The sequence below is a fragment of the Inmirania thermothiophila genome (assembly GCF_003751635.1).
Lineage (GTDB): Bacteria > Pseudomonadota > Gammaproteobacteria > DSM-100275 > DSM-100275 > Inmirania > Inmirania thermothiophila.
Window position 1 is genome coordinate 343,866 of the sequence record NZ_RJVI01000002.1, and the last position, 19,724, is coordinate 363,589.

The 19,724-nt window shown below is 71.5% G+C and carries 17 protein-coding genes; 14 read left to right on the forward strand and 3 right to left on the reverse strand.

Annotation, left to right across the window (positions count from 1 at the left end):
* The first annotated feature begins 16 nt into the window (after nt 1–16).
* Genes nuoH through nuoN form a run of 7 tightly spaced genes read left to right on the forward strand, consistent with a single transcriptional unit; the run spans nt 17 to nt 7,453 of the window.
* Nucleotides 17–1,039 (forward strand): NADH-quinone oxidoreductase subunit NuoH, encoded by a 1,023-nt coding sequence (gene nuoH / locus EDC57_RS07360; RefSeq protein ID WP_123401842.1) that lies wholly within the window; start codon nt 17–19, stop codon nt 1,037–1,039.
* An 11-nt stretch (nt 1,040–1,050) separates the two neighbouring features.
* The gene (gene nuoI / locus EDC57_RS07365; protein ID WP_123401238.1) at nt 1,051–1,539 is read left to right on the forward strand and encodes an NADH-quinone oxidoreductase subunit NuoI; all 489 of its coding nucleotides are present in this window, start codon (nt 1,051–1,053) and stop codon (nt 1,537–1,539) included.
* A gap of 27 nt (nt 1,540–1,566) precedes the next feature.
* Complete coding sequence (locus EDC57_RS07370; RefSeq protein WP_123401239.1) at nt 1,567–2,172, forward strand: NADH-quinone oxidoreductase subunit J; 606 nt, start codon at nt 1,567–1,569, stop codon at nt 2,170–2,172.
* 19 nt (nt 2,173–2,191) lie between these two features.
* Nucleotides 2,192–2,497 carry an NADH-quinone oxidoreductase subunit NuoK gene (gene nuoK / locus EDC57_RS07375; RefSeq protein WP_123401240.1) on the forward strand — a complete coding sequence of 102 codons (306 nt, stop codon included), beginning with the start codon at nt 2,192–2,194 and terminating at the stop codon, nt 2,495–2,497.
* Between the two features lie 3 nt (nt 2,498–2,500).
* Complete coding sequence (gene nuoL / locus EDC57_RS07380; protein WP_123401241.1) at nt 2,501–4,453, forward strand: NADH-quinone oxidoreductase subunit L; 1,953 nt, start codon at nt 2,501–2,503, stop codon at nt 4,451–4,453.
* Between the two features lie 25 nt (nt 4,454–4,478).
* Nucleotides 4,479–5,990 (forward strand): NADH-quinone oxidoreductase subunit M, encoded by a 1,512-nt coding sequence (locus EDC57_RS07385; protein ID WP_123401242.1) that lies wholly within the window; start codon nt 4,479–4,481, stop codon nt 5,988–5,990.
* A 23-nt stretch (nt 5,991–6,013) separates the two neighbouring features.
* Nucleotides 6,014–7,453, forward strand: coding sequence for an NADH-quinone oxidoreductase subunit NuoN (nuoN, locus tag EDC57_RS07390; protein WP_123401243.1), 1,440 nt, complete (start codon nt 6,014–6,016; stop codon nt 7,451–7,453).
* A 9-nt stretch (nt 7,454–7,462) separates the two neighbouring features.
* On the opposite strand, the gene gph is transcribed toward nuoN, so the two are convergent.
* The 3 genes from gph to EDC57_RS07405 are packed head-to-tail and all read right to left on the reverse strand — an operon-like array spanning nt 7,463 to nt 10,220.
* The gene (gene gph, locus EDC57_RS07395) at nt 7,463–8,161 is read right to left on the reverse strand and encodes a phosphoglycolate phosphatase (RefSeq protein ID WP_281272255.1); all 699 of its coding nucleotides are present in this window, start codon (nt 8,159–8,161) and stop codon (nt 7,463–7,465) included.
* The gene (gene ubiG / locus EDC57_RS07400) at nt 8,158–8,868 is read right to left on the reverse strand and encodes a bifunctional 2-polyprenyl-6-hydroxyphenol methylase/3-demethylubiquinol 3-O-methyltransferase UbiG (RefSeq protein WP_123401844.1); all 711 of its coding nucleotides are present in this window, start codon (nt 8,866–8,868) and stop codon (nt 8,158–8,160) included. Before ubiG ends, gph begins: the two co-directional genes overlap by 4 nt.
* Nucleotides 8,865–10,220, reverse strand: coding sequence for a TRZ/ATZ family hydrolase (locus tag EDC57_RS07405; RefSeq protein ID WP_123401244.1), 1,356 nt, complete (start codon nt 10,218–10,220; stop codon nt 8,865–8,867). The genes ubiG and EDC57_RS07405 overlap by 4 nt, the downstream gene beginning before the upstream one ends.
* A 130-nt stretch (nt 10,221–10,350) precedes the next feature.
* On the opposite strand from EDC57_RS07405, the gene mtnA reads away from it, so the two are divergent.
* The 7 genes from mtnA to aroF all read left to right on the forward strand — a co-directional run bounded on the left by mtnA (nt 10,351) and on the right by aroF (nt 19,721).
* Nucleotides 10,351–11,400 (forward strand): S-methyl-5-thioribose-1-phosphate isomerase, encoded by a 1,050-nt coding sequence (mtnA, locus tag EDC57_RS07410; protein ID WP_123401245.1) that lies wholly within the window; start codon nt 10,351–10,353, stop codon nt 11,398–11,400.
* Between the two features lie 110 nt (nt 11,401–11,510).
* Entirely contained in the window at nt 11,511–14,063 is a 2,553-nt protein-coding gene (gene gyrA, locus EDC57_RS07415) for a DNA gyrase subunit A (RefSeq protein WP_123401246.1), read from the forward strand.
* On the forward strand, nt 14,060–15,142 hold the full coding sequence (gene serC, locus EDC57_RS07420; protein ID WP_123401247.1) for a 3-phosphoserine/phosphohydroxythreonine transaminase: 1,083 nt from the start codon (nt 14,060–14,062) through the stop codon (nt 15,140–15,142). Before gyrA ends, serC begins: the two co-directional genes overlap by 4 nt.
* An 87-nt stretch (nt 15,143–15,229) precedes the next feature.
* A complete protein-coding gene (locus EDC57_RS07425) occupies nt 15,230–16,408 on the forward strand; it encodes a phosphoglycerate dehydrogenase (protein ID WP_123401248.1) in 1,179 nt (392 codons plus the stop codon).
* A gap of 11 nt (nt 16,409–16,419) precedes the next feature.
* On the forward strand, nt 16,420–17,526 hold the full coding sequence (gene pheA, locus EDC57_RS07430; RefSeq protein ID WP_123401249.1) for a prephenate dehydratase: 1,107 nt from the start codon (nt 16,420–16,422) through the stop codon (nt 17,524–17,526).
* Between the two features lie 19 nt (nt 17,527–17,545).
* Nucleotides 17,546–18,664 (forward strand): histidinol-phosphate transaminase, encoded by a 1,119-nt coding sequence (gene hisC, locus EDC57_RS07435; protein WP_123401250.1) that lies wholly within the window; start codon nt 17,546–17,548, stop codon nt 18,662–18,664.
* A 40-nt stretch (nt 18,665–18,704) separates the two neighbouring features.
* A complete protein-coding gene (gene aroF, locus EDC57_RS07440) occupies nt 18,705–19,721 on the forward strand; it encodes a 3-deoxy-7-phosphoheptulonate synthase (protein ID WP_123401251.1) in 1,017 nt (338 codons plus the stop codon).
* Nucleotides 19,722–19,724 lie beyond the last annotated feature (3 nt).

The window sequence follows — 19,724 nt, forward strand, 5'->3', positions numbered from 1 at the left end:
GGGCTCGAGGGTGACGCTGGCGGATCTGCAATACCTGCTCTGGACGGTGGCGAAGATCGTCGCCATCGTGCTGCCGCTGATGGGGGCGGTGGCCTACCTCACCTTCGCCGAGCGCAAGATCATCGGCTACATCCAGGTGCGCATCGGGCCCAACCGGGTGGGGCCGCGGGGCTGGCTGCAGCCCATCGCCGACGCGCTCAAGCTCCTGCTCAAGGAGGTGGTGATCCCGGCCAACGCCAACCGCTACCTCTTCCTCATCGCCCCGGTGCTCTCCATCGGCCCCTCGCTGGCGGCCTGGTCGGTGGTGCCCTTCGGCGAGGACCTGGTGCTCGCGGACGTCGACGCAAGCCTCCTCTTCATCCTCGCCCTGACCTCCATCGGGGTCTACGGGGTGCTGGTGGCGGGGTGGGCCTCCAACTCCAAGTACGCCTTCCTCGGCGCCATGCGTTCGGGGGCGCAGATGGTCTCCTACGAGATCGCCATGGGCTTCGCTCTCGTGGGGGTGCTGCTCGCGGCCCAGAGCATCAACCTGCGCGAGATCGTGCTCGCCCAGCAGGGCGGGATCTGGCACTGGTTCTGGCTGCCGCTGCTGCCGCTGTTCGTCATCTACTACATCTCCGGGGTGGCCGAGACCAACCGCGCCCCCTTCGACCTGCCGGAGGGGGAGTCGGAGATCGTCGCCGGCTTCCACGTGGAGTACTCGGGCATGGCCTTCGCCATCTTCTTCCTCGCCGAGTACGCCAACATGATCCTCATCTCGATGCTGGCGGCGCTGATGTTCCTCGGCGGCTGGCTGTCGCCCTTCGAGGGCATCCCGGTGCTGGAGGGGCTGTTCGCCTGGGTGCCGGGGCTGGTGTGGCTGCTGGCCAAGGCGAGCATCTTCCTCTTCTTCTACCTCTGGCTGCGCGCCACCTTCCCGCGCTACCGCTATGACCAGCTCATGCGGCTGGGCTGGAAGGTGTTCCTGCCGGCGACCATCGTCTGGCTCGTGGTGGTGGGCCTGGCGGTGGTGATGCGCATGCCGCCCTGGTTCGACTGAGGAGCGAGGCCATGGGAGCGCTGCGTCACTGGGTCAAGAGCTTCCTCCTGTGGGAGCTGTGGATGGGGCTGCGCCTGACCGGGCGCTACCTCTTCAAGCCCAAGATCACGGTCCAGTACCCGGACGAGAGGACGCCGCAGTCGCCGCGCTTCCGCGGCCTGCACGCACTGCGCCGCTATCCCAACGGCGAGGAGCGCTGCATCGCCTGCAAGCTCTGCGAGGCGGTCTGCCCGGCGCTCGCCATCACCATCGAGGCCGAGCCGCGCGCCGACGGCAGCCGGCGCACCACCCGCTACGACATCGACCTCTTCAAGTGCATCTACTGCGGCTTCTGCGAGGAGGCGTGCCCGGTGGACGCCATCGTCGAGACGCGCATCTTCGACTACCACTTCGAGCGCCGCGGCGAGCAGGTCATGACCAAGGAGAAGCTGCTCGCCATCGGCGAGAAGTACGAGGAGATGATCGCGGCCGACAAGGCCGCCGACGCCCCCTACCGCTGATCCGCAACGAGGCACGGGGACACCGCCATGGGCTTCGAGAAGCTGGTCTTCTACGTCTTCGCCGCAATCCTGGTCTTCGCGGCGTTCCGGGTCATCACCGTGCGCAACCCCGTGCACGCGGCCATGTTCCTGGTGCTGGCCTTCTTCACCAGCGCCGCGCTGTGGCTGCTGCTGGAGGCGGAGTTCCTCGCCATCACGCTGGTGCTGGTCTACGTGGGCGCCGTGATGGTGCTGTTCCTGTTCGTGGTGATGATGCTCGACATCAACCTCGTGCCGCTGCGCGAGGGCTTCATCCGCTACCTGCCGGCGGGCGCGGCGGTGGCGGCGGCGATGGTGGCGGAGATGATCCTGGTGGTGGGGGCGCGCCGCTTCGGCGCCGCCGCCGAGCTGCCGCTGCGCCACGGCCCCGACTACTCCAACACCCGCGAGCTCGGCGCGGTGCTCTACACCGACTACTTCTACCCCTTCGAGATCGCCTCGGCGGTGCTGCTGGTGGCCATCGTCGCCGCCATCCTCCTCACCCTGCGCCGGCGTCCGGGGGAGACGCGCTACCAGGATCCGGCCTGGCAGGTGCGGGTGCGGCGCGAGGAGCGGGTGCGGCTGGTGAGCATGCCGGCCGAGAAGCGGCAGTGACGGGGGAGGGGCGCGGACGATGATCACCCTCAACGACTACCTCATCCTCGGCGCGATCCTGTTCTCGCTCGCGGTGGCGGGGATCTTCCTCAACCGCAAGAACATGATCGTGCTCCTGATGTCCATCGAGCTCATGCTGCTGGCGGTGAACATGAACTTCATCGCCTTCTCCCACTTCCTCCAGGATCTCGCCGGGCAGGTCTTCGTCTTCTTCATCCTGACGGTGGCCGCGGCCGAGGCCGCGATCGGGCTGGCGATCCTGGTGGTGCTGTTCCGCAACCGGCGCAGCATCAACGTCGAAGACATGGATCTGATGAAGGGCTGAGCGATGGAGAACGTCTACCTCGGCATCGTGCTCGCGCCGCTCGCCGGCGCCATCGTCGCGGGGCTGTTCGGCTGGCGCATCGGCCGCGCGGGCGCGCACACGGTGACCATCCTCGGCGTGGCGATCTCCTTCCTCCTCTCGCTGGTGGTGCTCAAGCACCACGTGGTGGACGGCGCCCCGGCCTTCGACGGCACGGTCTACACGTGGATGGTCACCGACGGCGTGCGGCTGCAGGTGGGCTTCCTCGTCGACCGGCTCACCGCGCTCATGATCGCGGTGGTGACCTTCGTCTCGCTGTGCGTGCACGTCTACACCATCGGCTACATGCACGACGACCCGGGCTACACCCGCTTCTTCAGCTACATCGCCCTGTTCACCTTCTCCATGCTGATGCTGGTGATGGCCAACAACTTCCTCCAGCTCTTCTTCGGCTGGGAGGCGGTGGGCCTGGTCTCCTATCTCCTCATCGGCTTCTGGTACACGCGCGAGTCGGCGATCTTCGCCAACCTCAAGGCCTTCCTGGTCAACCGCGTGGGCGACTTCGGCTTCCTCCTCGGCATCGCCGGGGTACTCTACTGGTTCGGCAGCCTCGACTACGCGGAGGTCTTCGCCAAGGCCCCGGCGCTCGCCGGCGAGACGGTGGAGGTCCTGCCCGGATTCACCTGGAGCGCCGTCACCCTCATCTGCATCCTGCTCTTCATCGGCGCCATGGGGAAGTCGGCGCAGGTGCCGCTGCACGTGTGGCTGCCGGACTCGATGGAGGGCCCGACCCCCATCTCGGCCCTCATTCACGCCGCCACCATGGTCACCGCGGGCATCTTCATGGTGGCGCGCATGTCGCCGCTCTACGAGCTGTCCGAGACCGCGCTCAGCGTCATCCTCGTCATCGGCGCCATCACCGCCTTCTTCATGGGCCTGCTCGGCATCGTGCAGAACGACATCAAGCGCGTGGTGGCCTACTCGACCCTGTCGCAGCTCGGCTACATGGCCACCGCGCTCGGCGCCTCCGCCTACGGGGTCGCCATCTTCCACCTCATGACCCACGCCTTCTTCAAGGCGCTGCTCTTCCTCGCCGCGGGCTCGGTGATCATCGCCATGCACCACGAGCAGGACATGCGCACCATGGGGGGGCTGCGTCGCTACATGCCTGTCACCTACCTCACGGCGCTGGTGGGCTCGCTGGCGCTGATCGGCTTTCCGGGCTTCTCCGGCTTCTTCTCCAAGGACGCCATCATCGCCGCGGTGGGGGCCTCGGAGCTGCCGGGCTCGGGGATCGCCTACGCGGCGGTGCTGGGCGGCGTCTTCGTCACCGCCTTCTACACCTTCCGCATGTTCTTCCTGGTCTTCCACGGCAGCGAGCGCATGGACGCCCACACCCGCGAGCACCTCCACGAGAGCCCGGCGGTGGTGACCCTGCCGCTGATCGCCCTGGCGGTGCCCTCGGTGGTGGCGGGCTGGATGACGGTGGAGCCGATCCTCTTCGGCGGCTACTTCGGCGAGGCCATCCGGGTCCTGCCCGAGCACGACGCGCTGCGCGAGCTCGCCGAGGAGTTCCACGGTCCGGCGGCCTTCGCCCTGCACGGCTTCCGCGCGGCGCCGTTCTGGCTCGCGATGGCGGGGGTGGCCTCGGCCTGGTACCTCTACCTCGTCAACCCCGGGCTCGCCGAGGCGATGCGCCGGCGCTTCCGGCTCCTCTACACGGTGCTGGTCAACAAGTACGGCTTCGACGACTTCTACCAGGCGGTCTTCGCCGACGGCGGGCGCGGCATCGGCCGCTGGCTGTGGCAGCGCGCCGACGTCACCACCATCGACGGGGTGATGGTCAACGGCAGCGCGCGTGCCGTGGGCTGGGCCGCCGGCGTCCTGCGCTGGATCCAGACCGGCTACCTCTACCACTACGCCTTCGCCATGATCGTCGGGCTGCTGGCGCTGCTGACCTGGTACGTGCTCGCCTGACCGCAGGGGACAAGGGGAATCGCGCATGACGGGGAGCTTTCCGTTGCTGAGCCTGCTGGTGTGGCTGCCCATCGTCGGGGGCGGCGTGGTGCTCGCCATCGGCGACGAGCGCCCGGCGCTGATGCGGCGCGCGGCGTTCGCCTTCGCCGCCGCCACCTTCCTCCTCGGCATCCCGCTGTGGACCGGCTTCGACCGCGCCGACGGCCTGATGCAGTTCGTCGAGCGCACGCCGTGGATCGAGGCCTTCGACATCGAGTACTACCTGGGAATCGACGGCATCTCGCTGCCGCTGATCCTGCTCACCACCTTCAGCACGGTGCTGGTGGTGCTCGCGGGCTGGGAGGTGATCCGCGAGCGGGCGGCGCAGTACATGGCCGCCTTCCTCATCCTGGACGGGCTGCTGGTGGGGGTGTTCGCGGCCCAGGACGCGATGCTCTTCTACGTCTTCTGGGAGGCGATGCTGATCCCGATGTTCCTCATCATCGGGGTCTGGGGCGGGCCGCGCCGGGTGTACGCGACGCTGAAGTTCTTCCTCTACACCTTCTTCGGCTCGGTCTTCATGCTGGTGGCCCTGATCTACCTCTACGGCAAGGCCGGCAGCTTCGAGATCGCCCGTTTCTACACCCTGCCGCTGGACCTCGAGGAGCAGATCCTCATCTTCCTCGCCTTCTTCATCGCCTTCGCGGTGAAGGTGCCCATGTGGCCGGTGCACACCTGGCTGCCGGACGCCCACGTGGAGGCGCCCACGGGGGGGTCGGTGATCCTCGCCGCGATCCTCCTCAAGATGGGCGGCTACGGCTTCCTGCGCTTCGCCATGCCCATCGCGCCGGACGCCGCGGCCCGGCTCGACGCCCTGGTCATCGCGCTGTCGCTGATCGCGGTGATCTACATCGGCCTCGTGGCGCTGGTCCAGGAGGACATGAAGAAGCTCATCGCCTATTCCTCCATCGCTCACATGGGCTTCGTCACCCTGGGCTTCTTCATCGTCTACGACATCGTCGCCCGCGGCCTCGACAGCGGCGTGGCCATGGGCATCCAGGGCGCCATGGTGCAGATGATCTCCCACGGCTTCATCTCGGGGGCGCTGTTCCTCTGCGTCGGCGTGCTCTACGACCGCATGCACAGCCGCCGCATCGCCGACTACGGCGGGGTCGCCAACGTGATGCCGGTCTTCGCCACCTTCATGGTCTTCTTCGCCATGGCCAACTCGGGCCTGCCCGGGACCTCCGGCTTCGTGGGCGAGTTCATGGTGGTGCTGGCGAGCTTCAAGGCGAGCTTCTGGTACGCCTTCCTCGCCGCCACGACGCTGGTGCTGGGTGCGGCCTACAGCCTCTGGCTGGTCAAGCGCGTGGTCTTCGGGCCGGTGGCCAACGAGCGCGTCGCCGCCCTCGGCGACCTCAGCGCCCGCGAGTTCGTCGTCCTCGGCAGCCTCGCCGTGGCCGTGCTCGCCCTCGGCGTCTATCCGAAGCCGCTGGTGGACGTGCTCGCGGCCTCGGTCGAGCACCTGAGCCAGTACATCCTCGCGAGCAAGCTCTGAACCGCATCCGGGAGAGGGCACAGATGGCGTTCCAGATCCCCGACCTCGCACCCGCCGCGCCCGAGATCTTCGTTCTCGCCATGGCCTGCGTGACCCTGATGGCCGAGGTCTACCGCCGCGGCACCGGGCAGGGCCCGGCCTATCTGCTCGCCCAGATCACGCTCCTGGGGGCGCTGCTGCTCACGGTGCAGGGGGGCGACGCGCGCACGGTCACCTTCTCCGGGCACTTCGTGCGCGACGCCATGGGCGATGCGCTCAAGGTGGCGGCCTACGTGGTCACCGCCGGGGCCTTCCTCTACGCCCGCGACTACCTGGCGCGGCGCGAGCTCCTCAAGGGGGAGTTCTACGTCCTCGGGCTGTTCGGGGTCCTGGGGATGATGGTGATGATCTCGGGGCAGAGCTTCCTCGCCCTCTACCTGGGGCTCGAGCTGCTCTCGCTCTGCCTCTACGCCATGGTCGCCTTCGCCCGCGACGACGCCGCCGCCTCCGAGGCGGCGATGAAGTACTTCGTCCTCGGCGCCATCGCCTCGGGCATGCTCCTCTACGGCATGTCCATGATCTACGGCGCGACGGGGTCGCTGGAGCTGGCGGAGGTGGCGCGGCGGATCGCGGCGGGGGAGGGCGACACCGTGCTCGCCTTCGGCCTCGCCTTCGTCCTCGTGGGGCTCGCCTTCAAGTTCGGCGCGGTGCCCTTCCACATGTGGATCCCCGACGTCTACCACGGCGCCCCCACCGCGGTGACCCTCTACCTCGGTTCGGCGCCCAAGCTCGCCGCCTTCGCCATGACCGTGCGCATCCTCGTCGAAGGGCTCGGCGACATGCTGCCCCAGTGGCAGCAGATGCTGGTGATCCTCTCGGTGCTCTCCATGGCGGTGGGCAACGTGGTCGCCATCGCGCAGACCAACCTCAAGCGCATGCTGGCCTACTCCACCATCTCCCACGTCGGCTTCATCCTCCTCGGCATCCTCGCCGGCAGCCGCGTGGGCTACGCCGCGGCCATGTTCTACACCGTCACCTACGCCCTCATGGCGGCGGCCGCCTTCGGCATCATCACGCTGCTCGCCCGCAAGGGCTTCGAGGCCGACCGCATCGACGACTTCAAGGGCCTCAACGCGCGCAGCCCCTGGGTTGCCGCGCTCACGCTGCTGGTGATGTTCTCCCTCGCCGGGGTGCCGCCCCTGGTGGGCTTCTACGCCAAGCTGACGGTGCTGCGCGCGGTCATCGACGCCGGCATGTTGTGGCTCGCCGTGGTGGCGGTGCTGTTCTCGGTGGTCGGCGCCTTCTACTACCTGCGGGTGGTGAAGGTGATGTACTTCGACGCCCCGGAGGGCGAGGAGACCGGCCCCGTGCAGGCCGCCGGTGACGCCCGCCTCCTGGTGAGCGCCAATGCGCTGGCGCTGCTCGTGCTGGGGATCGTCCCGGGCGGGCTGATGGGGGTCTGCCTCGCCGCCTTCGGCGGCTGAGCGCGGGGTTCAGCCCGCGGGCGCGGCGCGGCGGGCGGGGGCGATCCCGCACCAGGGCAGGATCGCCTCGGGCGCGTCCACGAGGGCGTCGGCGCCCCAGGTCTCGGGCCGGTCCGACGCACCCAGGTAGCCGAAGAGCGCCACCAGGGTGGTGGTCCCGGCGGCGCGGCCGGCGGCGACGTCGCGCTCGGCGTCCCCGACGTAGAGCGCCGCCGCCGGATCCGCCCCGACGCGGGCGAGGGCGTGGAGGATCGGGGCCGGGTCCGGCTTGCGCACGGCGAGGGTGTCGCCGCTGACCACCACCGCCGCGCGCCCGGCAAGCCCCAGGTCGCCGAGCAGCGGCTCCGTGAGCCAGGCCGGCTTGTTGGTGACCACGCCCCAGGGGATCCCCTCCGCCTCCAGCGCCGCGAGCACGCGCTCCATGCCCGGGAAGAGACGGGTCTCGAGGCTGAGGCCCGCGGCGTAGTGGTCCAGGAAGCGCCGGCGCAGCCGCTCGAAGGCGGGATCCTCGGGGCCGATGCCGAAGCCGAGGCGGACCAGCGCCATGCCGCCGTGGGAGACCACGGGGCGGATGCACGGGAAGGGCAGCGGCGGGCGGCCTTCCTCCGCGAGCACGCGGTTGAGGGCGCGGGCCATGTCGGGCGCCGTGTCCAGCAGGGTCCCGTCGAGGTCGAAGAGCACCGCCGCGCGGCGCCGCGGCCACCTCACGCCGCCGCCTCCCGGCGGAAGGCCGCCATGTAGTTGACCTCCACGCAGGCGGCCTCGCGGAAGCGCCACGCCAGCGGGTCGAAGACCACCCCGGTGACGTCCACCGCGTCGAGGCCCGCGGCGCGGCCCCAGGCCGCGAGCTCCGACGGGCGGACGAAACGGTCGTGGCGGTGGGTGCCGCGGGGAACGAGGCCGAGGAGGTGCTCGGCGGCCCCGATCGCCAGCGCCCGCGCCATCCACGTGCGGTTGATGGTGGAGAAGAAGACCCAGCCGCCGGGGGCGGCGAGGCGCGCGCAGGCGGCGACGAGGCCGGCGGGGTCGGGCACGTGCTCGAGCAGCTCCATGCAGGTGACCGCGGCGTAGGATCCCGCGTGCGTCTCCGCCCAGGCCTCGGCCGTGGCCTCCTCGTAGCGCACCTGCACGCCGGTGGCGACGGCGTGGCTGCGGGCCACGGCGAGGGCCTCGGCGGAGGCGTCGATCCCCGTCACCTCCGCGCCGAGGCCGGCCATGGCCTCGGCGAGGATGCCGCCGCCGCAGCCCACGTCGAGCACGCGCCGCCCCGCGAGCGCGCAGTGGCGGTCGATGTAGGCCAGGCGCACGGGGTTCATGGCGTGCAGGGCGCGCATCTCCCCGTCCGGGTCCCACCAGCGGGCGGCGAAGCCGTCGAAGCGGGCGATCTCGGCGGGATCGAGGTTGGGCGTGCTCATGGGGCGGCCTCCCCGGGCGGCGCGGCGATGCGCCGCGCCCACTGGGCGCTGCGGACGAGGATCGCCTCCTCGTCCACGGTGAGCAGGACGCGGTCGCGCAGAAGCGGGCGGCCGGCGACCCAGACGTCGGTGACCTGCTCGCGCCCGGCGGCGTAGACGAGCTGGGAGATGACGTCGTAGACCGGCTGGGTCTCGGGGGCGCCGAGGTCCACCGCCACCAGGTCGGCGGCCTTGCCCGGAACCAGCGAGCCGATCTCGGCCTCGAGGCCGAGGGCACGGGCGCCGCCGAGGGTGGCCGCGGCGAGCACCCGCGCCGCGGGCAGGGCATCGGCGCGGCCCGCCACCGCCTTCGCCAGCAGCGCCGCGGTGCGCATCTCGCCGAGCAGGTCGAGGTCGTTGTTGCTGGCGGCGCCGTCGGTGCCGAGGGCGAGACCGACGCCCGCCTCCGCCAGCGCCTGCACCGGGCAGAAGCCGCTCGCCAGCTTGAGGTTGGACTCGGGGCAGTGGACGACGTGGGCGCCGGCGTCGGCCAGGCGCGCGATCTCGGCTGGCGTCAGTTGCGTGGCATGGACGGCGAGCAGCGCGGGCGAGACCAGGCCCAGGCGGTCGAGGCGGGCGAGGGGGCGCTCGCCGGTCTCGGCCACCGCGCGCGCCACCTCCTCGGCGGTCTCGTGGACGTGGATGTGGACCGGGATCTCCAGCTCGTCCGCGAGCACGCGCACGCGCTCCAGGGCGGCGTCGGCCACGGTGTAGGGGGCGTGGGGCGCCAGCGCGGTGCGGATCAGGGGGTGGTTGCGCCAGGCGTCGTGCAGCTCCAGCCCCTTGGCCAGGTACTCGTCGGCGTTGCGGGCCCAGGCCGAGGGGAAGTCGATCACGATCAGGCCCACCACCGCGCGCAGCCCGGCCTCGGCGGCGACGCGCGCGGTCACCTCGGGGAAGAAGTACATGTCGTTGAAGCAGGTGACGCCGCCGCGCAGCATCTCGGCGACGGCGTGGAGGGTGCCGTCGTGGACGAAGGCCTCGCCCACCCAGCGCGCCTCCGCCGGCCAGATGTGCTCCTGCAGCCAGGTCATGAGCGGCAGGTCGTCGGCGAGCCCGCGCAGCAGCGTCATCGCGGCGTGGGTGTGGGCGTTGACCAGGCCCGGGATGAGGACGTGGCGCGGGCGCTCGATCACCGCCGCCTCCGGGTGGCGCGGGCGCAGAGCCGACCACGGCTCCACCGCGACGATCCGTCCCGCCCCCACCGCCACCGCGTGGTCCTCCAGCACCGCCCCTTCCGGCTCCACCGGCACGATCCAGCGCGCGCGCACGAGGTAGTCGACCGGGGACGGGGCGGCGGGGTTGGCGGACACGGGGGCCTCCTGGGCTGGCCTGCCGGGATCGTCAAGGATAGCGGAGAGGGGCGGCGCCGGGGTAGGGCGGGGAGACAGCGGCGGGGCGGATCTGCCATCATCCGCGGGTCACGGCAGGAGGGTGCGCGCGATGGGGACGAGCCCCGGGGCGGAGCCGGTCCAGGCGGTGCGATGGACGGACGACGGGCTGCGGCTGCTGGATCAGCGGCTGCTGCCGCACGAGGAGCGCTACGTGGTCTGCCGCACCGCGGAGGAGACGGCGGCGGCGATCCGCGACATGGTGGTGCGCGGGGCCCCCGCCATCGGGGTCGCCGCGGCCTACGGCGCGGTGCTCGCGGTGCGGGCGCGGCAGGCGCAGGATCCGGCGCGCTGGCGCGAGGGCTTCGCCGCCGATCTCGACCGCCTGGCCGCGGCGCGGCCGACGGCGGTGAACCTCTTCTGGGCCCTGGCGCGCATGCGCCGCGTCGCCGCGCAGGCCGACGACGCCGAGGCGCCGGCGCGGCTCGAGGCAGAGGCCCGCGCCATCCACGAGGAGGACGTCGCCGCCAACCGGCGCATGGGCGAGCTGGGCGCGGCCTTCATCGAGCCGGGCAGCGCCGTGCTCACACACTGCAACACCGGCGCCCTGGCCACCGGGGGGCACGGCACCGCGCTCGGCGTGATCCGCACCGCCTGGCGCCAGGGACGCATCCGCGAGGTCTTCGCCGACGAGACCCGGCCGTGGCTTCAGGGGGCGCGGCTGACGGCGTGGGAGCTGGTGCGCGAGGGCATCCCGGTGCGGCTCATCGCCGACGCCGCCGCGGCGGCGCTCCTGGCCGCGGGGCGGGTTCGGTGGGTGGTCGTCGGCGCCGACCGCATCGCCGCCAACGGCGACGTCGCCAACAAGATCGGCACCTACGGCCTGGCGGTGCTGGCGCGCCATCACGGCGTGCGCTTCATGGTGGTGGCGCCCACCTCCACCATCGACCCGGGGATCGCCGACGGCGGCGCGATCCCGATCGAGACCCGCGCCGCGGACGAGGTCCTCACGGCCGCGGGCAGGCGCGTGGCGCCGCAGGGGGCGGGGGCCTGGAATCCGGTCTTCGACGTCACCCCGGCGGGGCTGGTGGACGTGCTCGTGACCGAGCGCGGCGCCCTCGAGCGCCCGGACCGCGAGGGCATCGCGCGGCTGCTCGGCTGAGCCCGTCCGCCCCCGCGCGACCGGCGGAGGGGCGCCTTCCCGTGCTAGAATGAGGCGGATTTTTTCGGCCGGTTCCGCGCCCTGGCGCGCGCACGAGCACGGGTACCCGCATGAGCGAGACCGCACGCGAGATCGTCCCCGTCGATCTCGAGGAGGAGATGCAGCGCTCCTACCTCGATTACGCCATGAGCGTGATCGTGGGGCGGGCGCTGCCCGACGTCCGCGACGGCCTCAAGCCCGTTCATCGCCGCGTCCTCTACGCGATGAGCGAGCTCGGCAACGACTGGAACAAGCCCTACAAGAAGTCGGCCCGCATCGTCGGCGACGTCATCGGCAAGTACCACCCCCACGGCGACGCCGCCGTCTACGACACCATCGTGCGCATGGCCCAGCCCTTCTCCATGCGCTACCCCCTGGTCGACGGGCAGGGCAACTTCGGCTCCATCGACGGCGATGCGCCTGCGGCGATGCGCTACACCGAGGTGCGCATGGCGCGCATCGCCCACGAGCTGCTCGCCGACATCGACAAGGAGACGGTGGACTTCGTCCCCAACTACGACGAGTCCGAGACCGAGCCCTCGGTGCTGCCGAGCCGGGTGCCCAACCTGCTGGTCAACGGCGCGGCGGGCATCGCCGTCGGCATGGCCACCAACATCCCGCCCCACAACCTGGGCGAGATCGTCGACGCCTGCGTCGCCCTCATCGACGACCCCGAGGCCGACGTCGAGGCCCTCATGGCGCACGTGCCCGGGCCGGACTTCCCCACCGCCGGCATCATCTGCGGCCGGCGGGGCATCGAGGAGGCCTACCGCACCGGCCGCGGCCGCATCGTCGTGCGCGCCCGCTGCCACATCGAGGAGGCGCGCTCCGGGCGCGAGGCCATCGTCGTCACCGAGATCCCGTACCAGGTCAACAAGGCGCGGCTGATCGAGCGCATCGCCGAGCTGGTGCGGGAGAAGAGGATCGAGGGCATCGCCGAGCTGCGCGACGAGTCCGACAAGGAGGGGCTGCGGGTCGTCATCGAGGTCAAGCGGGGCGAGAACGCCGAGGTCCTGCTCAACAACCTCTACCACCACACCCAGCTCCAGACCGTCTTCGGCGTCAACATGGTGGCGCTGGTGGACGGGCAGCCGCGGCTGCTCAACCTGCGCGAGCTGCTCGAGGCCTTCCTGCGCCATCGCCGCGAGGTGGTGACGCGGCGCACCGTCTTCGAGCTGCGCAAGGCGCGCGAGCGGGCCCACATCCTCGAGGGGCTGGCGGTGGCGCTCGCCAACATCGACGAGGTCATCGCCCTCATCAAGGCCTCGCCGAGCCCTGCGGAGGCCAAGGCGGCGCTGCTTGCGCGGAGCTGGGCGCCGGGGGTGGTGACCGCGCTGCTCGCGCGCGCGGGGGCGGAACTGACGCGCCCGGCCGACCTCGAGGACGGGCTCGGGCTCGGCGCCGACGGCTACCGCCTCTCCGAGGCCCAGGCGCAGGCGATCCTGGACCTGCGCCTGCACCGGCTCACCGGCCTCGAGCAGGAGAAGATCGTCGACGAGTACAAGGGGCTCATCGACACCATCCGCGACCTCCTCGCCATCCTCGAGGACCCCGACCGGCTCATGGCCGTGATCCGCGAGGAGCTGCTGGAGCTCAAGGCGCGCTACGGCGATGCCCGGCGCAGCGAGATCGTGGCCGACCACCAGGAGCTCGACATCGAGGACCTCATCGCCCCCGAGGACGTGGTGGTGACCGTCTCGCACCTGGGCTACGCCAAGATCCAGCCCCTCGACGAGTACCGGGCGCAGCGGCGCGGCGGCCGGGGGCGCGCGGCGACGCGGGTCAAGGAGGAGGACTTCGTCCAGCGCCTCTTCGTCGCCAACACCCACGACACGCTGCTCTGCTTCAGCAACCGCGGGCGCATGTACTGGCTCAAGGTCTACCAGATCCCGGCCGGCGGGCGGCAGTCGCGGGGCAGGCCGCTGGTGAACCTGCTGCCCCTGGAGGCGGGCGAGCGCATCCACGCCGTCCTGCCCGTGCGCGGTTTCGACGAGGGGCGCTACGTGCTCATGGCCACCGCCGCCGGCCTCGTCAAGAAGACGCCGCTGGAGGCCTTCTCGCGCCCGCGCAGCGCCGGCATCATCGCCATCGGCCTGCGCGAGGGCGACCGCCTCGTGGACGTGGCCCTCACCGACGGCGACCGGGAGGTCCTGCTGGTGAGCGACGCCGGCAAGGCCATCCGCTTCCACGAGTCCGAGGTCCGGCCCATGGGGCGCGGCGCCTCGGGCGTCATCGGCCTGCGCCTCGGCGAGGGCGAGCAGGTGGTGGCGCTGGTCATCGTCGGTCCCGGGACCGTGCTCACCGCCACCGAGCGCGGCTACGGCAAGCGCACCCCGGCCGAGGACTACCCGCGCAAGGGGCGCGGCGGCAAGGGGGTGATCAGCATCCGCACCGAGGGGCGCAACGGGCGCGTCGTCGGCGCCGCCCTGGTCCAGGACGAGGACGAGGTGATGCTCATCAGCGACCGCGGCACCCTGGTGCGCACCCGCGTCGCCGAGATCCCCGTCCTGGGCCGCAACACCCAGGGGGTGCGCCTGATCCAGCTCGGCGAGGGCGAGCGGCTGGTGGAGATCGAGCCCGTGGCCGAGAACGGCAATTCCGAGGACGAGGAGGACGGATCGTGAGCCGCGTCTACAACTTCAGCGCCGGCCCGGCGATGCTGCCGGAGCCGGTGCTCGAGCAGGTGCGCGAGGAGCTGCTGGACTGGCGCGGCACCGGCATGTCGGTGATGGAGATGAGCCACCGGGGCAAGGCCTTCGTCGCCATCGCCGAGGAGGCCGAGGCCGAGCTGCGCGCGCTGGCGGGGATCCCCGAGCACTACGAGGTGCTGTTCCTGCAGGGCGGGGCGTCGCTGCAGTTCGCCATGGTGCCCCTCAACCTCCTGCGCGGCAAGGGCAAGGCGGACTACGTCAACACCGGCTCCTGGTCCACCAAGGCGATCAAGGAGGCGCGCCGCTTCTGCGAGGTCAACGTCGCCGCGAGCAGCGAGGCGAGCCGCTTCACCACCATCCCGCCCCAGGCCGAGTGGCGCCTCGACCCCGATGCCGCCTACGTCCACTACACCCCCAACGAGACCATCGGGGGCGTGGAGTTCCACTGGGTGCCCGACACGGGCGACGTGCCGCTGGTGGCGGACATGTCCTCCACCATCCTCTCGCGCCCGCTGGAGGTGGAGCGCTTCGGGCTCATCTACGCCGGGGCGCAGAAGAACATCGGCCCGGCGGGGCTGACCCTCGTCATCGTGCGCGAGGACCTGGTGGGCCATGCCGGGCCCGGCGTCCCCTCCATGCTCGACTACCGCACCCACGCCGAGGCCGGCTCCATGGCCAACACCCCGCCCACCTTCGCCTGGTACGTGGCGGGGCTGGTCTTCAAGTGGATCCGCGACCAGGGCGGGCTCGCGGCCATGGCCGAGCGCAACCGGCGCAAGGCCGAGAAGCTCTACGCCTTCATCGACGGCTCCGACTTCTACCACAACCCGGTGGACCCGGCCTGCCGGTCCTGGATGAACGTCCCCTTCACCCTCGCCCGGCCCGAGCTCGACGGCGCGTTCCTGGAAGGGGCGGCCGAGGCCGGGCTCAGCACCCTCAAGGGCCACCGCTCGGTGGGGGGGATGCGGGCGAGCCTGTACAACGCCATGCCGGAGGCGGGGGTGGACGCCCTCATCGACTACATGGCGGAGTTCGAGCGCCGGCACGGCTGAGGCGGGGCGTATAATCGCGGCGGCGGGCGCGCCCTCGCGCGCCGCAGGTCCGGCGGTGTGCCGTGTTCCGAAAGGACGCGAAGAATCGTGTACAAGGTACTGACGCTCAACAACATCTCTGTCAAGGGGCTGGAGCGGCTGCCGCGGGACCGCTACGAGGTGGCCTCCGAGATCGCGCACCCGGACGTGATCCTGGTGCGCTCGGCCGACATGCACGGGATGGAGATCCCGCCCACGGTGAAGGCGGTGGCGCGCGCCGGCGCCGGGGTCAACAACATCCCGGTGGCGGAGCTCACCCGGCGCGGCATCCCGGTCTTCAACGCCCCCGGCGCCAACGCCAACGCGGTCAAGGAGCTGGTCCTCGCCGGCATGCTCCTCGCCGCCCGCAACATCTGCCAGGCCTGGCACTACGTGCGCGGCCTCGAGGGGGAGGAGGCCGCCATGGAGCGGGAGGTGGAGGCGGGCAAGAAGCGCTTCCGCGGCTTCGAGCTGCCGGGGCGGACGCTGGGGGTGATCGGCCTCGGCGCCATCGGCGTGCAGGTGGCCAACACCGCCCTGCGCCTGGGCATGAAGGTCCTGGGCTACGACCCGCAGATCACCGTCGAGCGGGCCTGGCAGCTCTCCTCCGAGGTGGCGCAGGCGCACAGCCCGGACGACCTCGTCGCCCGCTCCGACTTCGTCACCCTGCACGTGCCCCTGACCGAGACCACCCGGCACAAGATCAACGCCGAGCGCCTGGCGCTGATGCGCCCGGGGGCGGTGCTGCTCAACTTCGCGCGGCGCGAGATCGTGGACGAGGAGGCGGTGCTCGCCGCCCTCGATGCGGGGCGCCTGCACGCCTACGTCTGCGACTTCCCGAGCCCGCGCATCAAGGACCACCCGCGGGTGGTGGCGCTGCCCCACATCGGCGCCTCCACCGTGGAGGCGGAGGAGAACTGCGCGGTCATGGTGGCCGAGCAGGTGCGGGACTGGCTCGAGAACGGCCAGGTGCGCAACGCGGTCAACTTCCCCGAGGTGCAGATGCCGCGCGCGGCGGGCTGCCCGCGCCTCGTGGTGGTCAACGCCAACATCCCCAACATGCTGGGGCAGATCTCCACCGATCTCGCCGAGGCCGGGCTCAACATCGCCGACATGATCAACAAGTCGCGGGGCGAGATCGCGGTGACGCTGGTGGACGTGGAGGGCGAGATCCCGCCCGAGGTGATCGAGCGCATCGGCGCCATCGACGGGGTGCTCTCGGTGCGGCTGATCCCGGCGGCGGCCTGAGGGGGAAGGGCATGGGCGAGGAGCGGGAGGCGGCGCGCGAGGCCGAGATCGGCCGCATCCGCGAGGAGATCGACCGCCTGGACGAGCAGATCCAGGCGCTCATCACGCGCCGGGCCGAGTGCGCCCGGCGCATCGCCGAGATCAAGAAGGAGGCCGGCGACGCCGAGGCCTTCTTCTACCGCCCCGAGCGCGAGGCGCAGATCCTGCGCCGCGTCCTCGAGCGCAACCGCGGCCCGCTCTCGGACGAGGAGATGGCGCGGCTCTTCCGCGAGATCATGTCGGCCTGCCTCGCCCTCGAGCAGCCCCTCAACGTCGCCTTCCTCGGGCCCGAGGGGACCTTCACGCAGCTTGCGGCCTTCAAGCACTTCGGCCACTCCATCCGCAGCCGCCCGCTGCCCACCATCGACGAGGTCTTCCGCGAGGTGGAGGCGGGCAGCGTCCACTACGGCGTGGTCCCGGTGGAGAACTCCACCGAGGGCATGGTCAGCCACACCCTGGACCGCTTCCTCAACTCGCCGCTCTACATCTGCGGCGAGGTGGAACTGCGCGTCCATCACTACCTGATGGCGGTGGGCGGCCGCATCGAGGACATCCGGCGGGTCTACTCCCACCGCCAGTCGCTCGCCCAGTGCCGCGAGTGGCTCGACGCCCACCTGCCCCAGGCCGAGCGCATCGCGGTGGAGAGCAACGCCGAGGCCGCGCGCCGCGCAAGCCGCGAGACCCGCGCCGCGGCCATCGCCGGCGAGGCCACGGCCCACATCTACCGCCTCAGGATCCTCGCCTCCAACATCGAGGACGAGCCGGAGAACACCACCCGCTTCCTCGTCATCGGGCGCCAGCAGGTGCCGCCGAGCGGCAACGACAAGACCTCGCTGCTGCTCTCCGCGCCCAACCGCCCCGGGGCCCTGTTCCGGCTCCTCGAGCCGCTGGCGCGCCACGGCGTGAGCATGACGCGGATCGAGTCGCGGCCCTCGCGCCGGGGGCTCTGGGACTACGTCTTCTTCGTCGACGTCGAGGGGCACCGCAGCGAGGACAAGGTCGCGGCGGCGCTGGCCGAGCTCGAGCGCGAGGCCTCGCTGTTCCGTGTCCTCGGCTCGTATCCGCGGGCCGTCCTGTGACTGCGGCAAGGGAACCGTCATGACCGACAACGCCTTTCTCCGACTGGCCCACGAGGGCGTGCGCCGCCTGCGACCCTACCAGCCGGGCAAGCCGCTCTCGGAGCTCGAGCGGGAGCTCGGCATCCGCGACGCGGTCAAGCTCGCCTCCAACGAGAACCCCCTGGGGCCGAGCCCGCGCGCCCTGGAGGCCGCGCGTGCGGCGCTGGCCGAGGCCGGCCTCTATCCCGACGGCAACGGCTTCGAGCTCAGGGCCGCCATCGCCGCCCGTCACGACGTGGACCCGGCCTGCATCACGCTGGGCAACGGCTCCAACGACGTCCTCGACCTCGTCGCCCGCGTCTTCCTGGGCCCGGGGCGGGAGGCGGTCTTCTCCGAGCACGGCTTCGTGGTCTACTGGCTGTCCACCCTCGCCGCCAACGCCGTCCCGCGCATGGTGCCGGCCCACGACGGAAGCCGCGGGCCGCGCCGCGGCCACGACCTGGAGGCGATGCGGGCGGCGGTGGGCGAGGCCACGGGGGTGGTCTACGTGGCCAATCCCAACAACCCGACCGGGACCTGGCTGCGGGCGGCCGAACTGGAGGGCTTCCTCGCGGAGCTGCCGCGGCACGTGATCGCGGTGGTGGACGAGGCCTACTTCGAGTACGTGGAGGAGCCGGACTATCCCGACGCCAGCCGCTGGCTCGGGCGCTTCCCCAACCTCGTGGTGACGCGCACCTTCTCCAAGGCCCACGGGCTCGCCGCCCTGCGCGTCGGCTACGCGCTGTCGCACCCGGACGTGGCCGACCTGCTCAACCGCGTGCGCCAGCCCTTCAACGTCAACCACCCGGCGCAGGCCGCGGCGGTGGCCGCGCTCGGCGACGCGGACCACGTCGCCCGCTCGGTGGCCATGAACCGCGCCGGGATGCGCCAGCTGGAGGAGGGGCTGCGCGCCCTCGGCCTGCACTGGATCCCCTCGGTGGGCAACTTCGTCACCGTGGACGTGGGGCGGCCGGCGGCGGAGGTCTTCCAGGCGCTGCTGCGCGAGGGGGTGATCGTGCGCCCGGTGGAGGAGTACGGCCTGCCCGGGCACCTGCGCATCACCGTGGGCACCGAGGCGCAGAACCGGCGCGCGCTGGAGGCGCTGGGCCGGGTGCTCTGAGCGCCCGGACCGCGGGCCCGACCAGGGCGAGGAGGCAGACGTGATCATCATCATGCGGCCGCAGGTGGGCGACGAGGAGATCGACACCGTCGCCCGCAAGCTGGACCAGCTCGGGATGCGCCCGCACATCTCGCGCGGCGTCGAGCGGACCATCATCGGCGTCATCGGCGACGAGCGCCGCCTGGAGGTGGAGCAGCTCGAGGCCCTGCCCGGGGTCGAGCGCGTCCTCCCCGTGCTCAAGCCCTACAAGATCGTCTCCCGCGAGTGGCAGCCCCAGGACACCGTCATCGACGTCGCCGGGGTGCCCATCGGCGGGCGGCAGATCCAGGTCATCGCCGGGCCGTGCTCGGTGGAGAGCGCCGAGCAGATGGAGGCCGCGGCGGCGGCGGTGGCGGCGGCGGGCTGCCGCCTCATGCGCGGCGGCGCCTTCAAGCCCCGCACCAGCCCCTACACCTTTCAGGGCCTCGGGGTCGAGGGGCTGCGCCTGCTGGTGGAGGCGGCGCGGGCGCACGGCCTGCCGGTGGTCACCGAGCTCATGGACGCGCGCGACCTCGACGTCTTCCTGGAGCACGGGGTCGACGTGATCCAGATCGGCACCCGCAACATGCAGAACTTCACCCTGCTCAAGGAGGTGGGCCGCATCGACCGGCCCGTGATCCTCAAGCGGGGGCTGTCGGCGACGGTGAGCGAGTGGCTGATGGCGGCCGAGTACATCGCCGCCGCCGGCAACCACAACATCATCTTCTGCGAGCGCGGCGTGCGCACCTTCGAGAACGCCTACCGCAACATGCTGGACGTCACCGCGGTGCCGGTGCTCAAGCGCGAGACCCATCTGCCGGTGATCGTCGATCCCAGCCACGCCGGCGGCAAGGCGTGGATGGTGCCGGCGCTCGCCCGCGCCGCCGTCGCCGCCGGTGCCGACGGGCTGCTCGTGGAGGTGCACCCGCGTCCGGCCGAGGCCTGGTCCGACGCCGACCAGGCCCTCTCGCCGGAGGAGATGGCGCGGCTGATGCAGGAGCTTGCGCCCATCGCCGAGGCCGTGGGCAGGAGCCTCTGAATG

Excerpts from the sequence above, each read along its gene's own strand:
- hisC (WP_123401250.1), top strand. The coding sequence starts at position 17,546 with ATGACCGACAACGCCTTTCTCCGACTGGCCCACGAGGGCGTGCGCCGC.
- nuoN (WP_123401243.1), top strand. The coding sequence starts at position 6,014 with ATGGCGTTCCAGATCCCCGACCTCGCACCCGCCGCGCCCGAGATCTTC.
- nuoK (WP_123401240.1), top strand. The coding sequence starts at position 2,192 with ATGATCACCCTCAACGACTACCTCATCCTCGGCGCGATCCTGTTCTCG.
- EDC57_RS07385 (WP_123401242.1), top strand. The coding sequence starts at position 4,479 with ATGACGGGGAGCTTTCCGTTGCTGAGCCTGCTGGTGTGGCTGCCCATC.
- ubiG (WP_123401844.1), bottom strand. The coding sequence starts at position 8,868 with ATGAGCACGCCCAACCTCGATCCCGCCGAGATCGCCCGCTTCGACGGC.
- nuoI (WP_123401238.1), top strand. The coding sequence starts at position 1,051 with ATGGGAGCGCTGCGTCACTGGGTCAAGAGCTTCCTCCTGTGGGAGCTG.
- mtnA (WP_123401245.1), top strand. The coding sequence starts at position 10,351 with ATGGGGACGAGCCCCGGGGCGGAGCCGGTCCAGGCGGTGCGATGGACG.
- gyrA (WP_123401246.1), top strand. The coding sequence starts at position 11,511 with ATGAGCGAGACCGCACGCGAGATCGTCCCCGTCGATCTCGAGGAGGAG.
- EDC57_RS07370 (WP_123401239.1), top strand. The coding sequence starts at position 1,567 with ATGGGCTTCGAGAAGCTGGTCTTCTACGTCTTCGCCGCAATCCTGGTC.
- nuoL (WP_123401241.1), top strand. The coding sequence starts at position 2,501 with ATGGAGAACGTCTACCTCGGCATCGTGCTCGCGCCGCTCGCCGGCGCC.
- pheA (WP_123401249.1), top strand. The coding sequence starts at position 16,420 with ATGGGCGAGGAGCGGGAGGCGGCGCGCGAGGCCGAGATCGGCCGCATC.